The organism is Kocuria sp. LHG3120 (assembly GCF_049897445.1).
GTDB lineage: Bacteria > Actinomycetota > Actinomycetes > Actinomycetales > Micrococcaceae > Kocuria > Kocuria rosea.
In genome coordinates this window covers 523,665-540,251 of the sequence record NZ_JAFCWG010000002.1, presented here as the reverse complement: position 1 = coordinate 540,251, position 16,587 = coordinate 523,665, and the positions used below count along the sequence as shown (strand labels likewise).

The following is a 16,587-nucleotide window of genomic DNA, read 5'->3' as shown; positions in this document are numbered from 1 at the left end:
GCTCACCCGGGCCAGACAGCGCCTGTGGCCGGCCTCGGCGCCGTGCCGGCTCCCCGCCGCCCGGTCACTAACCGGCCGGTTCGGTAGCCCTCATCTCGGCCTCGTCCAGATAAGGCTCTCCAAGGTGACGGTCGTAAAAGCCGGCCTCTTCATCACCCTCCACGGCTTCCTCCACGACCGGGGCGGTGAAGTCCTCCCGCACGGTGCCGGTGACCTCCACGACCGTGCCTTCCTCGGCCTCGGTGAAGGTGTATCGGGCGGTGACCAGCAACGGGTCCACCTCCGGGTCCTGCGGGTCGGTGAGCACCAGAGCGGAGCGGGAGGGAATCAGATCGGCGACCTCCCCGGTCAATCTCACCTGCTGGCCGGCATGGGCGGCCAAGCCCTCCCGCACATGCGTGGTGTAGGGCCCCAGATCAGAGCTCGAGGTGCCGGTGGCCCGCCCCGAGTCGGGCGTCCGAGTAACTCCACGGGTCTCCTCGGACGGCGTCGCTACCTGCCCGATTCCGGTGTCAGCACCCGGGGCGGGTTGCTCCGTCTCGGCGCACCCGGACAGCATTCCCGCCGCGCCCATCAGCGCTGCCGTGACCAGTGCCCTCGCGTGAGGCGTCCGTGGGGTGGTGGCCATGGTGCTCCTCCTCCCGGGCAGGATGTCTCATCCCAACACGGTACCGCCCTGCCGCACAAGAGCCCACCCCGCGGCCCTTCTAGCTGGGTGGGGCACAGCTCATGGCAATGACGACACGATCCCGCTTTACATATAACGGTTTAGCGGCGAACTGTGCTGCGGTGGGGGTTGGTGCAACGGGTCGATCGAACGGAGGCAGTCAGGATGGAACCACCCGAGCGCATGCGGCGCAGCGACCCGGAGGCGGACTGGAAACGTGTCGCCATGGTGGGTGCGGCCACGGTGATCACCGTGGTGCTGATGATTGTCGTCGTCGAGCAGATCGCCCGTCAGGCGGTGCTCGTCACCTCCCTGGCCGCTTCAACGTTTCTGCTGTACTACCAGCCGCTGCATCGGATGAACCGCTTCGTGCCCGTGGTAGGAGGACACCTGATCGCGGCCGGGGTGGGGTTCCTCTCCGACAAGTTCATTCCTGGTGGCACCTTGGCCCCGGCCGTGGCGATCACAGTTACCGTTGCCGCCCTGGCCGGTTTGCGGATCATTCACCCGCCGGCGGTCAGTACCAGTGTCGTGTTCGCCTACCGGCCGCACGAGGTCAGCGCTTTGTTGACGTTCAGCCTGACGCTGGTCGTTGTCGTCGCCCTGGCCGCGGTCTACCTCCTGTTGCGGCACGTGATCGCTCCCAGACGATGGGCATACCTATTCGGTCTTGACGAACATCCCGACGGGTGAAATTCCAGGGCTTGGACTGCTCGATCGTCTCCGTCCGCTCCCGCGCCGCCGAAGGTCCGTGCCGGGGCAGTTGTCGCTGGGTCAGGTGTTGGTCCGATCCAGCGTCCTGTTCGACAGTGTGGCTGGCCTTGACTTCGAGGCTTAAATGCCGGCCGGGCGGTATTCGATGTTCTGCCGCCCTTTTCGGGCGGATGAGCCCGAGCTAATTTCTGGGGTGCCGCGCCGGGCATGGTGGGGGGATTTCTGTGGGGGTGAGGCAGGGGAGGTTCCGTGGTGAGGCCTCCGGTGGGTTTCTTCCCAAGGGGAGGAGCGTTAGCGTCACGGGTGTGAGGGGCGGCACGTCGAGGGCCGCTTCTGTCATTCGATGCAGGATTCCGGCGCTTTGATGAGAGGTACGGCCATGGTGGATCGAATAGCAGATGTGTGGGGGTCCAGGACTCCGTTCGCCCGTGGGCAGCGGTGGCCGGTGCGGGTGGATCAGGTCCTGGCCGAGGGGCTGGCCGAGGAGGACGTGAACCGGTGGGTGCAGTCGGCGTGCGTGTTGTGCAGCAACGGCTGCGGGGTCGACATCGCGGTCAAGGACGGGGCCATGGTCGGGGTCCGTGGCCGGGCGGTGGACATCGTCAATCACGGCCGGCTCGGGCCGAAAGGCCTGTTCGCCTCCTGGCAGGGGGTGAGCAATGAGGACCGCCTCACCCGTCCCCTGGTCCGCGAGAACGGGGAGCTGGTGGAAACGGACCGGGACACGGCCATGGAGCGGATCGTCTCCCGCAGCCAGGCGCTGCTGCAGGAGAAGGGGCCGTTGACCCACGGGTTCTACACCTCGGGGCAGCTGTTCCTGGAGGAGTACTACGCGCTGGGGATCCTGGGCAAGGCGGGGCTGGGGACCCCGCACATGGACGGCAACACCCGGTTGTGCACCGCTACTTCTGGGGCGGCGATGAAGGAGTCCTTCGGCTCGGACGGGCAGCCGGGCAGCTACGTGGACATCGACGAGTGCGACGCGATGTTCCTGTTCGGGCACAACATGGCCGAGACCCAGACGGTGCTGTGGATGCGGGTGCTGGATCGGTTGGCCGGCCCGGACCGCCCGAAGGTGGTGTGTGTGGACCCGCGCAAGACGGAGGTGGCCCGGCACGCCGACGTGCACCTGGCGGTGCGGCCGGGCACGAACCTGGCGCTGATGCACGGGTTGATCCGTGAGGTGGTCCGCAACGGGTGGATCGATGAGGACTACATCGCCGCGCACACGTTGCGTTTTGAGGACCTGGCCGAGCAGATCGAGCCCTGGACGCCGGAGGCCGTGGCCGAGGAGTGCGGTGTGGCCGCGGCGGACGTCGTCGAGGCGGCCCGGATCTTCGGGACCTCCGAGCGGGTGCTGTCGACCGTGCTGCAGGGTTTCTACCAGTCCTCCCAGGCCACGGCGTCCTCGTGCCAGGTCAACAACCTCCACCTGCTGCGGGGGCTGCTGGGTAAGCCGGGGTGCGGGATCCTGCAGATGAATGGTCAGCCCACCGCCCAGAACACCCGGGAGACCGGCGCGGACGGGGACCTGCCGGGGTTCCGCAACTGGGAGAACTCCGCGCACATCCAGCAGCTGGCGGAGCTGTGGGACGTGGACCCGCTGGTGATCCCCCATTGGGCTCCGCCGACCCATGCGATGCAGATCTTCCGCTATGTCGAGCAGGGCTCCATCGAGTTCCTGTGGGTCTCGGCGACCAACCCGGCGGTGTCCCTGCCCCAGCTGCCCCGGATCCGGGAGATCTTGGACCGGGAGGGGTTGTTCCTGGTGGTCCAGGACATGTACCTGACCGAGACGGCCCGCTACGCCGACGTGGTGCTGCCGGCGGCGGCCTGGGGTGAGAAGACCGGCACGTTCACCAACGTCAACCGCACCGTGCACCTGTCCGAGAAGGCCGTGGACCCGCCGGGTGAGGCCCGCAGTGATCTGGACATCTTCCTGGACTACTCGAGACGCATGGATTTCCGCACCCGTTCCGGGGCCCCGCTGTTGGACTGGTCCGGGCCGGAGGACGGGTTCAACGCCTGGCGGGAATGCACCCGGGGGCGTCCGTGCGACTACACCGGCATCAGCTATGACCGGCTGCGCGGGGGCAGCGGCATCCCCTGGCCGGTCAACGAGGACCACCCGGACGGGACGGTGCGGCTCTACCGCGACGGGGTGTTCTCCACCGACCCGAACTACAGCGAAACCTACGGCCACGACCTGGCCACCGGCGCCACGGTGGGCGAACAGGCCTACCGGGCGATGGCCCCGGGCGGGCGGGCGATCTTCAAGACCGCCCCCTACCAGGGTTCGCATGAAACCCCACGCGAGGAGTACCCGTTCCGGTTCAGCACCGGGCGGACCGTCTACCACTTCCACACCCGCACCAAGACCGACCGGGCGCCGCAGCTGCACCAGGCGGCCCCGGATGCGTGGGTGGAGATCTCGGTGGCCGACGCGGCGGAACTGGGCCTGGTCGAGGGCGACGTCGTCCGGGTGGAGTCCCCGCGGGGGCACCTCGAGGCCCCGGTGCGGGTCGGTGACGTGCGCACCGGCACGGTGTTCGCGCCCTTCCACTACGGGTACTGGGACACCGCCGACCCCAGCGGCGGCAACCCGCGACAGCGGTACCGGGCGGCCAACGAGCTGACGCTGACCGAGTGGGACCCGGTCTCCAAGCAACCGGTGTACAAGGTCGCCGCCGTGCGCCTGACCAAGATCGCCGAGTCGACCGGTCCCGCCCCGGCCCCGACCACCACCGCCTCACGCCCTGCCCGCGGTGGCCGGGTCCCGGTGACGGTTGGTGGTGCCGCGGCCCAGGTCCAGGAAACGATCGCCCCGACCGATCCCCCGGCGGTGGCCACGAAGGAGGAGAGGGCATGAAATTCCCCGTCTACCTGGGCTTGCTGCACAAGTCCGAACAGACCCTGGCCGCGTCCTTCCAGCAGGTCGCCGAGGGCCACGGCGCCGAGCCCGATGTGTACTACCTGTGCCAGTCGTTGGCCGACCAGTGTGAGGCCCACGTCCAGGCCCTGGCCCCGATCGTGGACCGCTACGGCGAGGCAGAGGAGGACGATGAGCCAGAGCGCCTGCACGCCGATGGCCTGTCCGAGACCCGCTCCGGGCCGGTGGGGCTGCTGCGGGACCTGCAGGATCTCTACCTGTTGGCCAGTCTCGTCGATATCACCTGGACGGCGGTGAAGCAGGCCGCCCAGGGGCTGCGGGACAAGGAACTCATCGACGTGGTGGAGCGCTGCGAGAGCGAGACCCAGGTGCAACTGGGCTGGCTGTCCACGAGGATGAAGCAGGCCGCCCCCCAGGCCCTCATCGTCGCCCAGTAGCATCCCCGGCTGTGCCGGGCCGGTGCCGCAGCCCCTGGCGGGCCGGGTCCGGTACAGCCGGGGCCCACCCGTCCCTGCACACCCGGCTCCGGGCGGGCACAGCACCACGGATACGGTGTGCAGGCCCACCGGAGTCAGGAGAGCCCATGTCCTCACCCCTGCTGCTGAGTTTCGCCGTGGTGCTGCTGATCGGGGTGCTGATCTCCGAACGCGCCAGCCGCACCATCATCTCCACCGCGGTGCTGTTCCTGCTGGCCGGCTTCGTCCTCGGTGAAGGGGTGCTCGGGGTCCTCGACATCCGCTCCGGGCACCCTCTGGTGGAGACCCTGGCCGAGCTGGCGCTGTTCTCGGTGCTGTTCACCGACGGCATGCGCGTGGGTCTGCCCCAATTGCGCTCCGCCTGGCAGCTACCCGGGCGGGCGTTGCTGCTGGGGCTGCCGCTGACCCTGGCGGCCACCGCGGTGCTTGCCCACTACGTCGTCGGGTTGCCGTGGTTGGAGTCCTTCCTGCTCGGAGCCGTGCTCGCCCCGACCGACCCGGTGTTCGCCTCGGCCATTGTCGGGCGCGAGGAGGTCCCCGGGCGGCTGCGCCACCTGCTCAACGTGGAATCCGGGGTCAACGACGGGCTGGCCCTGCCCATCGTGCTGGTGCTGTTGGCCGCCGCCGGCGGCACCGACGCCCACGGCTGGCAACTGGCCGAGGAGATCGGGCTGGGCATCGTTGTGGGCGTGCTCATCCCCTTGACCGTGCTGACCCTGGAACGGGTCCCGTTCCTCAAGGCCCACGAGAAGCTGCAGCCGTTGCTGACGGTGTCCATCGGGCTGCTGGTGCTGGCAGTGGCCACCACCACGCACGCCAACCTCTTTCTGGCCGCGTTCTCGGCCGGCATCACCGTGGTGAACTACCGCCCTGAGTTCCGGGAAGAGTTCGAGCAGTTCGGCGAGCTGGTCACCGAGTTGCTCAAACTCGCCGCGATCCTGGTGTTCGGGGCGCTCATGACCCCCAGCTTCCTTTTCCAGGAGATCCAGTTCACCGGGTGGGTGTTCGCCGTGCTGGCCCTGGTGCTCGCCCGCCCGGTGGCCCTGTACCTGTCCTTCCTCGGCAGCGACCTCCCCGCCGGGCAACAGGTGGCCGCGATGTGGTTCGGCCCCAAAGGATTCGCCTCGGTGGTCTACGGTCTGATCGTGCTGGAGTCCGGGATCGACCAGGCCGATCACCTCTTCCACCTGGTCGCCCTGGTCATCGTGATCTCGATCATCGCCCACTCCTCCACCGACGTGGTCGTGGCCAAAAAACTCGAGGACCGCATGCGCTGAATACCCCGGGCCAGACACCGGAGCGCCCGACCGTGGGTCTTGCGGGAACGGTCCTGGTTCAGGTCCGTGCGGTGGCCTCGGCGACGGCGTCCACCGCGCGGATGAAGCCGAGGTGGCTGAAGGCCTGCGGGAAGTTCCCGGCCAGCCGTCCGCTGTCGGGGTCGTACTCCTCGGCGTAGAGCCCCAGATCGTTGGCGTAGCCGGTGAGTTGCTCCAGCAGCTGCTCGGCATCGCCCACCCTCCCGCTGCGGGCGTACTGCTCCACGAGCCAGAACGTGCAGATCAGGAACGGGTACTCATCTCCCTCCAGTCCGTCCAGCCCCGAGGTGGTCCGGTACCGGTGCACCAGCCCATGGGCTCCCCGCAGGTCCTGTTCGATGCGGGCCACCGTGCCCAGCATCCGGGGATCGTCGTAGGCGATGAACCCGGTGTGCGGCAGCTGGAGCAGGGAGGCATCGACCTCGGTGCCTCCGTAGGTCTGGGTGAAGGTGTTCAGGTCCTTGTCGAAGCCGTGCTCCAGGACCTCTTCCTGCAACCGGTCTCGCAGGTGGCGCCAGCGATCGAGGGGTCCGTCCAGGCCGTGCCGCTCGACAGCGCGGATGCCTTGGTCGAAGGCGGCCCACATCATGGCCCTCCCATGGACGAAGTACGCCGGTTCCCCACGCATCTCCCAGATGCCATGACCGGTGCGGTCGTAGTTGTCCTCGACGAAGCGCAGCAGGTTCTTCTGCAGTCCCCAGGAGTACTCGTCCTCGGCGATCCCGGCCTCGCGCAGGGAAGCCAGGGCCAGCATGACCTCACCCACCACGTCGGCCTGATACTGGCCGGCGGCCCCGTTGCCGATCCGCACCGGGGTGGAGCCCTCATAGCCGGCCAGGTGGCCCAGTTCGGCCTCGGGCAGCTGGCGTTCCCCGGCGACCCCGTACATGATCTGGATGTCTTCCGGGTCCCCGGCCACGGCCCGCAGCAGCCAGTTGCGCCAGTGCAGGGCGCCGTCGGTGAAGTGGTGGGCGATAAGGGTTTCGATGGTCAGAGCCGCATCGCGCAGCCAGGTGTAGCGGTAGTCCCAGTTGCGTACCCCGCCGAAGTCCTCGGGCAGGGAGGTGGTGGGGGCGGCCACGATGCCGCCGGTATCGCTGTTGGTCAGCGCCCGCAGCACCATCAACGAACGCAGCACAGCCCGGTCGTGGTCGTCGTGCACGTTGACCTGCGCCGACCACTGTTCCCAGTACGCCACGGTACGCTCCAGGGCCTCCCCGGGGTCTTCGGGGGTGGGTGGGTCCACGTGGGACGGGTGCCAGGTGAGCACCCAGTCCAGGGACTGCCCAGCCCGGAGCGGGAACACACCGGTGAGCCGATCCGAGACCGCACCCTGGTAGTCGTCGGAGTGACCGTGCTCGGAGGCCTCGTGGCGCTGCTCCATCCCGGCCTGCGGCTCCTTCTGCTGGGCCTCGTGGGGGTGCAGCAGCGGGCCGGTCAGCAGCAACCCGTCCGGGCCGGCCACCGAGAGCAGCCCGCAGGTTCCGGCGCCATCGATGTCCACCCGGCGGGTCCAGGGCTTGGCGCGGTTGTAGTCGAAGCGGATCCGCAGGTCGTGTTCGACCTCCACCTGCCCGTCGGTGCACTCGACCCGCCGGATGAGATCGGCCCGGTGGCTGCCCGGGGGCATGAAGTCGGTCACCACGAGGGTGCCGGTAGGGGTGGACCAGGTGGTCTTCAGCACGAAGGTGCGCGGCCGGTAGCGGCGGGAGAGCACCCGCCCGTCCACCGCCGAGACCTTCCACCGTCCGTCCTCCGGGCCCCCGAGCAGGGCGGCGAAAACCGAGGGGGAGTCGAAGCGGGGAAAGCACAACCAGTCGATGCTGCCCTCGCGCGAGACCAGCGGGCCGGTGTGCAGATCCGACAGCAGCGCGTAGTCCGCCAACGGCGTGGAAGCAGGTGCAGTGGAGGGGCGATCCATGGGGCCATTCAATCAGCCGGGCCCACAGACACCCACACTCAGGCGGCGTAGCGTGCAGGTATGGAGAACACCAGCGCAGGAACCCCGAGAGAACCGGAAGATCGCGGGGAGGCCGTCGGAACCCTGGTGATCCTGGGCGCCACCGGGGACCTCACCTCCCGGCTGCTGCTGCCAGGGCTGGGGCGGTTGCTCACCGAGCAGCCTCAGCGGCGTCTCCACCTGATCGGCGCCGACCTCGCCCCGCTTGAGGCCCAGCAGTGGGCCGAGACCGTCCGGGCGGCCTTCGGATCCGTCGATGCCACGGGCCCGGCGGTGGACCATGTCCTGGCCCACGCCGAGTACCTGGTCACCGACGCGTCATCGGCCGAGGACCTTCAGCAGGTGCTGGCCTCAGCCGCGGGCATCCCGGCCCTGTACTTCGCGCTGCCGCCGGCGGTGACGGCCCAAGCCATCGAGGCCCTACACCAGGTCGATCTGCCGGCGGGCACCGTCCTGGCCCTGGAGAAGCCCTTCGGGGTGGACCGTGCCAGTGCCGCGGCGCTGAACCGGCGGCTGGCCTCCCTGGTGGAGGAGGATCAGGTCTTTCGGGTGGACCACTTCCTGGGCAAGTCCACGGTGCTCAACATCCTGGGGCTGCGCTTCGCCAACTACCTGTTCGAACCATTGCTCAACCGCGATCACGTCGCGAAGGTCGAGATCGTCTACGACGAGCAGCTGGGCCTGGAGAACCGTGCCGGCTACTACGACCGGGCCGGGGCGATGATCGACATGATCCAGTCCCACCTGCTGCAGGTCATGGCCCTGACCACCATGGACGCCCCGCAGTCCGTGCACGCCACCGATCTGCGCGCGGCCAAGACCGAGGCCCTGCGCGCCGTGCGTCCTTTCGGCGGCGACCCGGTAACGGCCGGCCGGCGCGCCCGCTACACCGCCGGCACCATCGGAGACCGCCGACTTCCCTCCTACACCGATGAGCACGGGGTGGACCCTGACCGGGACACCGAGACCCTGGCCGAGGTCACCCTGGAGTCGACCACCTGGCGGTGGTCCGGGGTGCCGTTCGTGCTGCGCTCGGGCAAGGCCCTGGAAGCCGCCCGGCGGGAGATCGCCATCACCTTCCGAGAGGTCCCGCACCTGCCTGCAGGTTTGGACGGGCATCTTGAGCCGACGGTGCTGCGCGTCTGTCTCGGGCCGGACGCGATGGTGCTGGAGCTCAACGTCAACGGCCCCGGTGACCCCTTCGTCCTGGACCGCGGCCGGCTCAGCGCCGACTTCGGCGCCGGCCGGTTGAACCCCTATGGGGAGGTGCTGCACGGAATCCTGGACCGAGATCCTTCACTGTCCCTGTCCGGGGAGGCCGCTGAGCACGCCTGGCGGGTCGTCGACCAGATCCGGGCCGCCTGGCAGTCTGGGCAGGTGCCCCTGGAGGAGTACCCTGCCGGCTCCTCCGGACCACAGACCTGGTAGCCCTGAGACCACGCTGCAGCTGCGTTCCGGGGCTCCCTGGAAACACAAAGTTGCACCAGGGCCGGGACGGCTCGCGGGAAGGTGAGGAGATGATGGCGAACAAGTATGCGGTACAGGTCCGCCGGGCCTACGAGGAGCCCGCCCCGGGGGACGGCACCCGCGTGCTGGTCGACCGGCTGTGGCCCCGCGGACTGAGCAAGGAAAAGGCCGATCTGGACGAGTGGTGCAAGAGCGTCGCACCCTCGACCGCGCTCCGGAAGTGGTACGACCACGACCCCGAGCGTTTCGAGGAGTTCACCCGCCGCTACCACGCCGAGCTCCGCGACCCCGAACGCGCTAAAGCCCTCAAGCGTCTGCGCGAGCTGGCCGAGCACGGGCCGCTGACACTGATCACGGCCACCAAGACTCCGCAGATCAGTGAAGCCGCAGTCCTGGCCGATTTGCTGCGGCGCTGACCTGCTGATCACCGGCGCCCCAACCGCCCTGGAGGCCGGCGTGTGCCCGGGGCGGATGAGAGGTCCAGGTCCGCCCTGTTGCTCACCATCCCCACCGCGCCATGATGGGGCACGAAGGGTTACCCGGCGGACCGAGATGGGTGATCCCGGACGCACTACCGGGCGTGAAGCAGCACATGACCAACAGCAGCCGGCTGGACGAAGGAATGGGGGCCACCATGCAGATGGGACTGGTAGGGCTGGGCAAGATGGGCGGGAACATGCGTGAACGCCTGCGCGAGGCCGGGCACACCATCATCGGCTACGACACCAACCCGGAGCTCTCCGACGTCGAGGACCTGACCGCGATGGTGGCCCGGATCGACCGCGAACCCCAGGTCGTGTGGGTGATGGTCCCGGACCGGGTGGTGGATCCGGTGATCGAGGAACTGGCCGGGCTGCTGGGGGAAGGCGATGTGATCATCGACGGCGGGAACTCCCGGTGGGTCCACGACGCCCCCCGGGCGCGGAAGCTGGCCGAGAAGGGCATCGAGTACCTCGACTGCGGGGTCTCCGGGGGCGTGTGGGGCATCACCCAGGGCTACGCCCTGATGGTCGGCGGGGAGGAGACGACCGTGGCGAAGGTCCAGCCGATCTTCGACTCCCTGAAACCCGCCGGGGAGTTCGGTTTCGTGCACGCCGGGGACCACGGTGCGGGTCACTTCGCGAAGATGGTCCACAACGGCATCGAGTACGCGATCATGCAGGCCTACGCCGAGGGCTGGGAGCTGCTCGAGGCCGCCGGCCACGTCACCTCGGTGCGCGAGACTTTCAACTCCTGGCGCGAGGGCTCGGTGATCAAGTCCTGGCTGCTGGACCTGGCGGTCAACGCCCTCAACGAGGACGAGCACCTGGACCGGCTGGCCGGCTACGCCGAGGACTCCGGGGAGGGCCGGTGGACGGTGGAGGCCGCCCTGGACCTGGCCGTGCCGGTCCCGGCCATCTCCAACGCCTTGTTCGCCCGCTTCGCCTCCCGCCAGGACGAGGCCCCGGCGATGAAGATGATCGCGGCGATGCGCAATCAGTTCGGCGGCCACGCCGTCAAAGACGCCGCCGCCGGCCCTGAACATGTTGAAGCAGCTCCCGGGGAGGAACCGGCCCACCCGGCCGAGCAGTAGACCCGCCCTCCTCCGATCGCCGGAACCCAGGACCGGGTCTCAGGTATCCCGGGTGGCGATGGCGGCGTCGTCGACCGGGGACTGCTGCGGGGACTCCGCGGCCAGCTCCGGGTGGTGCAGGTCCAGCGCCGGCCGCTCGGAGCGGATGCGCGGCAGCGAGGTGAAGTTGTGCCGCGGCGGCGGGCAGGACGTCGCCCACTCCAGCGATCCGCCGAAGCCCCAGGGGTCGTCGACCTCCACCTTCTCCCCGTGCCGGGCGGTCGTCCAGACGTTGTAGAGGAACGGGATCATCGAGGCCCCTAGAAGCATCGCGCCCACCGTGGAGATCTGGTTCATCCACATGAAGTTGTCCTCCGGCAGGTAGTCCGCGTAGCGGCGCGGCATGCCGTCCACGCCCAGCCAGTGCTGGATCAGGAAGGTCATGTGGAAGCCGAGGAACAGCAGCCAGAAGTGGATCTTGCCGATCCGCTCGTTGAGCATCTTGCCGGTGAACTTGGGCCACCAGAAGTAGAACCCGGCGAACATGGAGAACACGACTGTCCCGAAGACCACGTAGTGGAAGTGGGCGACCACGAAGTAGGAGTCGGAGACGTGGAAGTCCAGCGGCGGGGTGGCCAGGATGACGCCGGTCAGGCCGCCGAACAGGAACGTGAACATGAAGCCCAACACCCACAGCATGGGGGTCTCGAAGGTGATCGAGCCCTGCCACATGGTGCCGATCCAGTTGAAGAACTTCACGCCGGTGGGCACGGCGATCATCATGGTCATGAACGCGAAGAAGGACAGCATCACGGCCCCGGTGACGTACATGTGGTGTGCCCACACGGTCACCGACAGGGCGGCGATCGCGATGGTCGCGAACACGAGGCCCTTGTAGCCGAACAGCGGCTTGCGGGAGAACACCGGGATGATCTCGGAGACGATGCCGAAGAACGGCAGCGCGAGCACGTACACCTCGGGGTGGCCGAAGAACCAGAAGAGGTGCTGCCACAGCACCGCCCCGCCGTTGGCCGGGTCGAAGATGTGCCCGCCCAGGGTCCGGTCCATGCCGAGTGCGAACAGCGCGGCCGCCAGCGGCGGGAACACCATGATCACGAGCAGCGAGGTGATGAGCGTGGTCCAGGTGAACAGGCCCATCCGCCACACGGTCATGCCGGGGGCGCGCATCGCGATGATCGTGGTGATGAAGTTCACCCCGCCCATGATCGTGCCGAAGCCGGACAGGGCGAGGCCGAAGACCCAGAGGTCCCCACCGGCCCCGGGCGAGAACGAGGAGTTGCTCAACGGCGTGTACGCGAACCAGCCGAAGGAGGCCGCGCCCTGCGGGGTGAGGAACCCGGCGGTCGCGATCAGCGAGCCGAACAGGAAGAACCAGAACGCCAGGGCGTTGAGCCGCGGGAACGCGACGTCGGGTGCGCCGATCTGCAGCGGGACGATGACGTTGGCGAAGCCGACGAACAGCGGGGTGCCGAACATCAGTAGCATCAGCGTGCCGTGCATGGTGAACAGCTGGTTGTACTGCTCCTTGGTCTCCAGGATCTGCATGCCCGGCTCGAAGAGCTCGGCGCGGATCAGCAGCGCCATGACGCCGGCGATGCAGAAGAAGGCGAAGGAGGAGATCAGGTACATGTACCCGATCGTCTTGTGGTCGGTGGACGTGATCCAGTTGACGACCATCCGCCCCTTGGACCGGGGCACCACCTGCGGGGCGGGGACCGGACGGCGTTCCTCAGCGGTGTACTCGTAGATGGCCATCGGAAGAACCTCCTGGAGTCTCACGGGAAATGCTGGATTTACCAGCCACGAGAGTTCTTCGCCGTGTTGCCAGAAACCAGGCTTGAAAACCCGTTGTCTCCCCAAATTGCAGCCGAGCGGTGAGCTCCGACAGTACTCCTGCGCCCCCGCCGTGCCCAACCCCGCGACTACGCCGCCGAGACCCTGATGAAGCCCTTCCGTGCCCGGTGAGCTAGGAGACCAACATCGCGGTAATCAGGGTCGGGCGTGATCAAGGGTGGGGCGCTGCTAGCCGCCGGCACAATCTTGGTGGTGGTCTATGGCGGGTCACCGCTGACGATGGCGCTGCGCCAACTGGCTATCGGCGGTGGGACCGGCACAGCCACTGATCCCGGAGCCCTGCCCGTGGGCACCACCGTGGCCTGAATACCACCTACCAGTGGGACAGCCCGGGACTGCCCCGACTTCCATTGACTCTCTGACCTGCCCCATGGCTTGGTTACCCCTGTCAAGGAAACCCGGGGCAGTCCCGCCCGGTATCACCAGTCCGCTCCACTGGTGGAATCGTGGTGCTCTCCCCGAACACACCAGCGCTCCTCCCTCTGATGATCTAGCCGACGTGCACACCGGGGCGTCGGCGGGGGTCAGGTTCGTGCTCGCGGAGGATTTTCCGGACCACGGGGGCGGTGTCGCCCTCGCCCAGCAGCAGGTATCGCAGCAGCTGGGAAGCTCCGACGCGGCCGCAGGGCGCGGATGTTTTGGGCTGATCGACGCAGGACATGCCCGCTTTCGCCGAGGCATTGCGGACCTGAGTGCCGGATGGCGGGTGCTGAAGGTTGGTGGGAGAGACGTGGACACCGTCACCCCGATGAGGCCGATGATGTTCACTGTGATGACCGCCCTGGCGCAGATGGAGCTGGAGATCAAGCGCGAACACATCACCGACTCGGTCGCCAAGCGAAGGGCCGCCGGCAAGGACCTCGGCGGACGACGCCCGACTCCCCGATCCGTTCTGCGGTGCGGCTGTTTGAGTTCGGGGAGCGGGCCCCGGGGGCGCACGCGGCTTAGGAATGTCGAGGGCCACTTTGCGGCGGATTCGTGAACTGCCCACAGCGGCAGCCTGAGCACATCAAGCGGTACATCCAGGCACCCTGGTGTCGGACCGATCCGGGTCGCTGGGGATCGGGCGGGGACGAGATGGTGCACCTGGTGCTGGTGCAGCTGGGTGGCCACGGTCTTGGTATGGGTCGGTATCAGCAGGCAGCGGCTGATTTGTGTCGACCCCGGTGGTCAGTGGGTCGGTCCGGTGGCGGTCCGGTGGGGGGCGCGTGGCAGGAAGGACAGGCCGACCATGGTGACGCCCAGGACCAGGTGCAACCAGTCATCGGCGGGGTTCAACGGTACGAAGTTGGCCGCTGAGTCCTGGCCGCTGAGCAGCCCGTAAATCCACAGCCCCAGGTAGACCACCCCGCCCCACAGCAGGTAGTGCCGGGCGCTGGTGGCGGAACCGGTCAGGACCATCCCGATGCCGCCGTAGAGCAGGTGGACAACGTTGTGCAGGACGGAGACTTGGAAAACGCCCAGCAGCATGGCTTGGGAGTGATGGCCGATGAAGCGCATGGTGTCGTAGTCGGTGGTGATCCCCGGAATGAATCCGGCGATTCCGATGAGCAGGAAGACAGTCCCATAGGCCAGGGCCGCGGTTTGGACCGCGGAGCGGTGAGCGGGTCGAGCGGTACGGGTAGGCATCGTGGGTCCTCTTTTCAGCACTCTTCGTTCTGGTAAGTGCCTCCGAGCGGGCATCGTGGGCTGCACCTCTTCCTGCATTACGTAGGCCGGGATTGGATGCCCGTGCCGGTTTACCCGGGTCGGTCGGCGATTTCTCGGGCCCTCTCCTCGAGGTTCCCGGAGTCGCTGTCGGACTGTTTGGCATGACCCACGGCGTTCTGTGCGTGCCCTTCGGCCTGCAGGGCGGGATCATGGGTGACAGCGCCGATCTTCGCCTTAGCCGACCCGGCGGTCTGGTCCACGGCGGCCCTGATCTTGTCTGTGAGTCCCATCAGGTACTCCCTCCGATTTCTCACTAGCCCCGACTCACCAGGCTGCACCAGCACGCCCGGACAACCCTCTGGGGTGCTTCTTTGTGCTGACAGGCGGCCGCGTGTTCTCGGCCTCCGCCACCGGCATTGACGCCCCTTGCGTCGTAGTGGGCCTGGGGTCCGCGGTGGGGACTGTCGGGGACCTACTCCTCTGGGATCAGTTGCACGTCTGTGGCTTCGAGGTAGGGCTGTTGGTCATAGTCCTGGTAGAGGTCGTCCTCGAGGTCCTTCTGGGTCTCATCCTCGATGGTGGGCAGGTCGAAGGCTTCCCGAACCGTGCCGGTGACCTCCACGACCTGGCCTTCTTCGATGTCGATCTGATCCATGTTGTAGAGCACCAGCAATGGGTCCACGGTGGTCTCGGCGGTGCCGGCGATCACGAAGGCGTCGTCGTCGAGGACGTCGTTGACCTCCGCGGACAGTGTCACCTCTTGACCCGCATAGGTTTCCCGCTCGTCGTAGAAGTCCTGGTCGTAGTTGCCGATGAAGGTGTCCCCGGCGGTGGGGTTGTTTTCCGGGGCAGGGGAGGACTCCAGGACTTCGCCTTCGGTGACGTCTTCTACGTCGGTGCCGGTTTCGGGTCCCTCGGTGCCGCACCCGGTCAGACCGAGGCCGGCGGCGGTGATCAGGGCCGCGACTGCCGTGCGAGTGGTGTGTCGATAGTGGGTGATCACGGGAATCCTCCTGAAGTCAGCGGGCGGGTCTCGGGGTTTGTCCGTGGAGTGGTTCGAGGCCCCGTTCTTCCACCGTGGGCGCCTGGCACTGCGGCGACAATGGATGAGGCGAGATTCTGCGTGGCCTCCCCGGCGGTTGTAGCGCAATACAGAGGAAGCTGAAAGCCCATATGGCGGAACCTGCGGGGTTCCGCACCGGAACCTGTGACCGGCTCGTGATCCCCCCGGGAACGGGACGGCCGGCATGAGTTCTCCTGGTATGAGGACCGGTGAGCTCTTTCCCGGCGGGCTCACAGTGGCCTCCTGCACGGTGGGCCCCAGGCTTATCCGGGAACGGGCGAACCACCCCAATGGCCCAAAGGCACGAGCGGGATGACACCACGGATAGGAGCGAGCAGCATGACCACGAGGACCAGGGTGAGTTCGGGGATCTTCCTCGCCGCGGTGGCTGCCGCGGGGCTCAGCGCGGTGGCCATGGGGGTGGCCGGACGCTGGGAGGCGGTGCTGCGGTTCGCGGTAGTGGCCGGGATCATGCTCCTGGCCCGCCGGGCGAAAGTGCCGGTGGGGTTCGCGGCGGCTTTCGCGGTGCTGATCCTGGTGGCGATGTGGGGTTCGGTCCAGCATTGGTATCGGTCACCGGGGGAGGTGGATTCGCTGGTGCACTTTCTGACCCCGGGCAGTCTGGCGGCGGTGTGCTATTTCCTGCTGGTCCAGGCCCGGCTGTTGCCCGATGCCCGGGACCCGTCGGTGCGGACCCGTTCGTGGGCGCCGATCGTGTGGGTGGGCACCACCGGGACGACGGCGGCGGTGGTGTGGGAGTACTACGAGTGGGCGGTCGAACAGCTCAACCCGGAGGGCATGATCGTGGGTTACACCGACACGGTCATCGACATCTTCGCCGGCATGGCAGGTTCCCTCGTGGCCGGGGCCCTGGTGGTGTGGTGGGCCCAACGGTCCCGCACCGCAGACGCCGGGACCCCACCTGGGGCGGAGAACACGTGAGCTGACACCGGCCGA

At 67.8% G+C, this 16,587-nt stretch carries 14 protein-coding genes and 1 pseudogene; 9 read left to right on the top strand and 6 right to left on the bottom strand.

Translation table 11 applies throughout. The features are described from left to right. Positions 1-67 precede the first annotated feature (67 nt). Positions 68-628: a hypothetical protein gene (locus tag ACP7CD_RS06495; protein WP_426119503.1), complete on the bottom strand. Its 561-nt coding sequence runs from the start codon at positions 626-628 to the stop codon at positions 68-70. A 204-nt stretch (positions 629-832) separates the two neighbouring features. On the opposite strand from ACP7CD_RS06495, the gene ACP7CD_RS06490 reads away from it, so the two are divergent. From ACP7CD_RS06490 to ACP7CD_RS06475, 4 genes are all read left to right on the top strand, one after another. Next, positions 833-1,360 carry an HPP family protein gene (locus ACP7CD_RS06490; protein ID WP_426119501.1) on the top strand — a complete coding sequence of 176 codons (528 nt, stop codon included), beginning with the start codon at positions 833-835 and terminating at the stop codon, positions 1,358-1,360. Positions 1,361-1,760: 400 nt separating this feature from the next. Then, positions 1,761-4,250, top strand: a complete 2,490-nt coding sequence (locus tag ACP7CD_RS06485) for a molybdopterin oxidoreductase family protein (RefSeq protein ID WP_426119499.1) — start codon at positions 1,761-1,763, stop codon at positions 4,248-4,250. Beyond that, complete coding sequence (locus ACP7CD_RS06480) at positions 4,247-4,708, top strand: hypothetical protein (RefSeq protein ID WP_426119497.1); 462 nt, start codon at positions 4,247-4,249, stop codon at positions 4,706-4,708. Before ACP7CD_RS06485 ends, ACP7CD_RS06480 begins: the two co-directional genes overlap by 4 nt. 146 nt (positions 4,709-4,854) lie before the next feature. Then, positions 4,855-6,024 carry a cation:proton antiporter gene (locus ACP7CD_RS06475; RefSeq protein WP_336649475.1) on the top strand — a complete coding sequence of 390 codons (1,170 nt, stop codon included), beginning with the start codon at positions 4,855-4,857 and terminating at the stop codon, positions 6,022-6,024. 58 nt (positions 6,025-6,082) lie between these two features. Here ACP7CD_RS06475 and ACP7CD_RS06470 read toward each other — a convergent pair whose 3' ends face one another. After that, positions 6,083-7,984, bottom strand: a complete 1,902-nt coding sequence (locus tag ACP7CD_RS06470; protein ID WP_426119495.1) for a glycoside hydrolase family 15 protein — start codon at positions 7,982-7,984, stop codon at positions 6,083-6,085. A gap of 60 nt (positions 7,985-8,044) precedes the next feature. Between ACP7CD_RS06470 and ACP7CD_RS06465 the strand changes: the two genes are divergently transcribed. The 3 genes from ACP7CD_RS06465 (at position 8,045) to gnd (ending at position 11,063) form a co-directional block, all read left to right on the top strand. Beyond that, on the top strand, positions 8,045-9,451 hold the full coding sequence (locus ACP7CD_RS06465; protein WP_426119493.1) for a glucose-6-phosphate dehydrogenase: 1,407 nt from the start codon (positions 8,045-8,047) through the stop codon (positions 9,449-9,451). Between the two features lie 92 nt (positions 9,452-9,543). Then, positions 9,544-9,906, top strand: coding sequence for a DUF488 domain-containing protein (locus ACP7CD_RS06460; RefSeq protein WP_081994526.1), 363 nt, complete (start codon positions 9,544-9,546; stop codon positions 9,904-9,906). Between the two features lie 176 nt (positions 9,907-10,082). Beyond that, the gene (gene gnd / locus ACP7CD_RS06455; protein WP_237740464.1) at positions 10,083-11,063 is read left to right on the top strand and encodes a phosphogluconate dehydrogenase (NAD(+)-dependent, decarboxylating); all 981 of its coding nucleotides are present in this window, start codon (positions 10,083-10,085) and stop codon (positions 11,061-11,063) included. A 39-nt stretch (positions 11,064-11,102) separates the two neighbouring features. Here the strand turns inward: gnd and ctaD are convergent, their stop codons facing one another. Continuing rightward, complete coding sequence (gene ctaD / locus ACP7CD_RS06450; protein WP_426119491.1) at positions 11,103-12,818, bottom strand: cytochrome c oxidase subunit I; 1,716 nt, start codon at positions 12,816-12,818, stop codon at positions 11,103-11,105. A 746-nt stretch (positions 12,819-13,564) separates the two neighbouring features. On the opposite strand from ctaD, the pseudogene ACP7CD_RS06445 reads away from it, so the two are divergent. After that, positions 13,565-13,921 (top strand): annotated as a pseudogene (locus ACP7CD_RS06445) (recombinase family protein); the annotation flags it as partial. 166 nt (positions 13,922-14,087) lie between these two features. Here the strand turns inward: ACP7CD_RS06445 and ACP7CD_RS06440 are convergent. From ACP7CD_RS06440 to ACP7CD_RS06430, 3 genes are all read right to left on the bottom strand, one after another. Next, a complete protein-coding gene (locus ACP7CD_RS06440) occupies positions 14,088-14,546 on the bottom strand; it encodes a DUF4383 domain-containing protein (RefSeq protein ID WP_035928677.1) in 459 nt (152 codons plus the stop codon). Between the two features lie 110 nt (positions 14,547-14,656). Continuing rightward, positions 14,657-14,857, bottom strand: coding sequence for a CsbD family protein (locus tag ACP7CD_RS06435; protein WP_035928674.1), 201 nt, complete (start codon positions 14,855-14,857; stop codon positions 14,657-14,659). 182 nt (positions 14,858-15,039) lie between these two features. Further along, entirely contained in the window at positions 15,040-15,570 is a 531-nt protein-coding gene (locus ACP7CD_RS06430; RefSeq protein WP_426119488.1) for a hypothetical protein, read from the bottom strand. Between the two features lie 399 nt (positions 15,571-15,969). Here ACP7CD_RS06430 and ACP7CD_RS06425 point away from each other — a divergent pair, with 399 nt between their 5' ends. Next, positions 15,970-16,572 carry a hypothetical protein gene (locus ACP7CD_RS06425; protein WP_035928669.1) on the top strand — a complete coding sequence of 201 codons (603 nt, stop codon included), beginning with the start codon at positions 15,970-15,972 and terminating at the stop codon, positions 16,570-16,572. Positions 16,573-16,587: the final 15 nt, after the last annotated feature.

What these genes read in the sequence shown, in the direction of transcription:
- ACP7CD_RS06495 (WP_426119503.1), bottom strand. Translation starts at nt 628, where the DNA reads ATGGCCACCACCCCACGGACGCCTCACGCGAGGGCACTGGTCACGGCA.
- ACP7CD_RS06490 (WP_426119501.1), top strand. Translation starts at nt 833, where the DNA reads ATGGAACCACCCGAGCGCATGCGGCGCAGCGACCCGGAGGCGGACTGG.
- ACP7CD_RS06485 (WP_426119499.1), top strand. Translation starts at nt 1,761, where the DNA reads ATGGTGGATCGAATAGCAGATGTGTGGGGGTCCAGGACTCCGTTCGCC.
- ACP7CD_RS06480 (WP_426119497.1), top strand. Translation starts at nt 4,247, where the DNA reads ATGAAATTCCCCGTCTACCTGGGCTTGCTGCACAAGTCCGAACAGACC.
- ACP7CD_RS06475 (WP_336649475.1), top strand. Translation starts at nt 4,855, where the DNA reads ATGTCCTCACCCCTGCTGCTGAGTTTCGCCGTGGTGCTGCTGATCGGG.
- ACP7CD_RS06470 (WP_426119495.1), bottom strand. Translation starts at nt 7,984, where the DNA reads ATGGATCGCCCCTCCACTGCACCTGCTTCCACGCCGTTGGCGGACTAC.
- ACP7CD_RS06465 (WP_426119493.1), top strand. Translation starts at nt 8,045, where the DNA reads ATGGAGAACACCAGCGCAGGAACCCCGAGAGAACCGGAAGATCGCGGG.
- ACP7CD_RS06460 (WP_081994526.1), top strand. Translation starts at nt 9,544, where the DNA reads ATGGCGAACAAGTATGCGGTACAGGTCCGCCGGGCCTACGAGGAGCCC.
- gnd (WP_237740464.1), top strand. Translation starts at nt 10,083, where the DNA reads ATGACCAACAGCAGCCGGCTGGACGAAGGAATGGGGGCCACCATGCAG.
- ctaD (WP_426119491.1), bottom strand. Translation starts at nt 12,818, where the DNA reads ATGGCCATCTACGAGTACACCGCTGAGGAACGCCGTCCGGTCCCCGCC.
- ACP7CD_RS06440 (WP_035928677.1), bottom strand. Translation starts at nt 14,546, where the DNA reads ATGCCTACCCGTACCGCTCGACCCGCTCACCGCTCCGCGGTCCAAACC.
- ACP7CD_RS06435 (WP_035928674.1), bottom strand. Translation starts at nt 14,857, where the DNA reads ATGGGACTCACAGACAAGATCAGGGCCGCCGTGGACCAGACCGCCGGG.
- ACP7CD_RS06425 (WP_035928669.1), top strand. Translation starts at nt 15,970, where the DNA reads ATGACCACGAGGACCAGGGTGAGTTCGGGGATCTTCCTCGCCGCGGTG.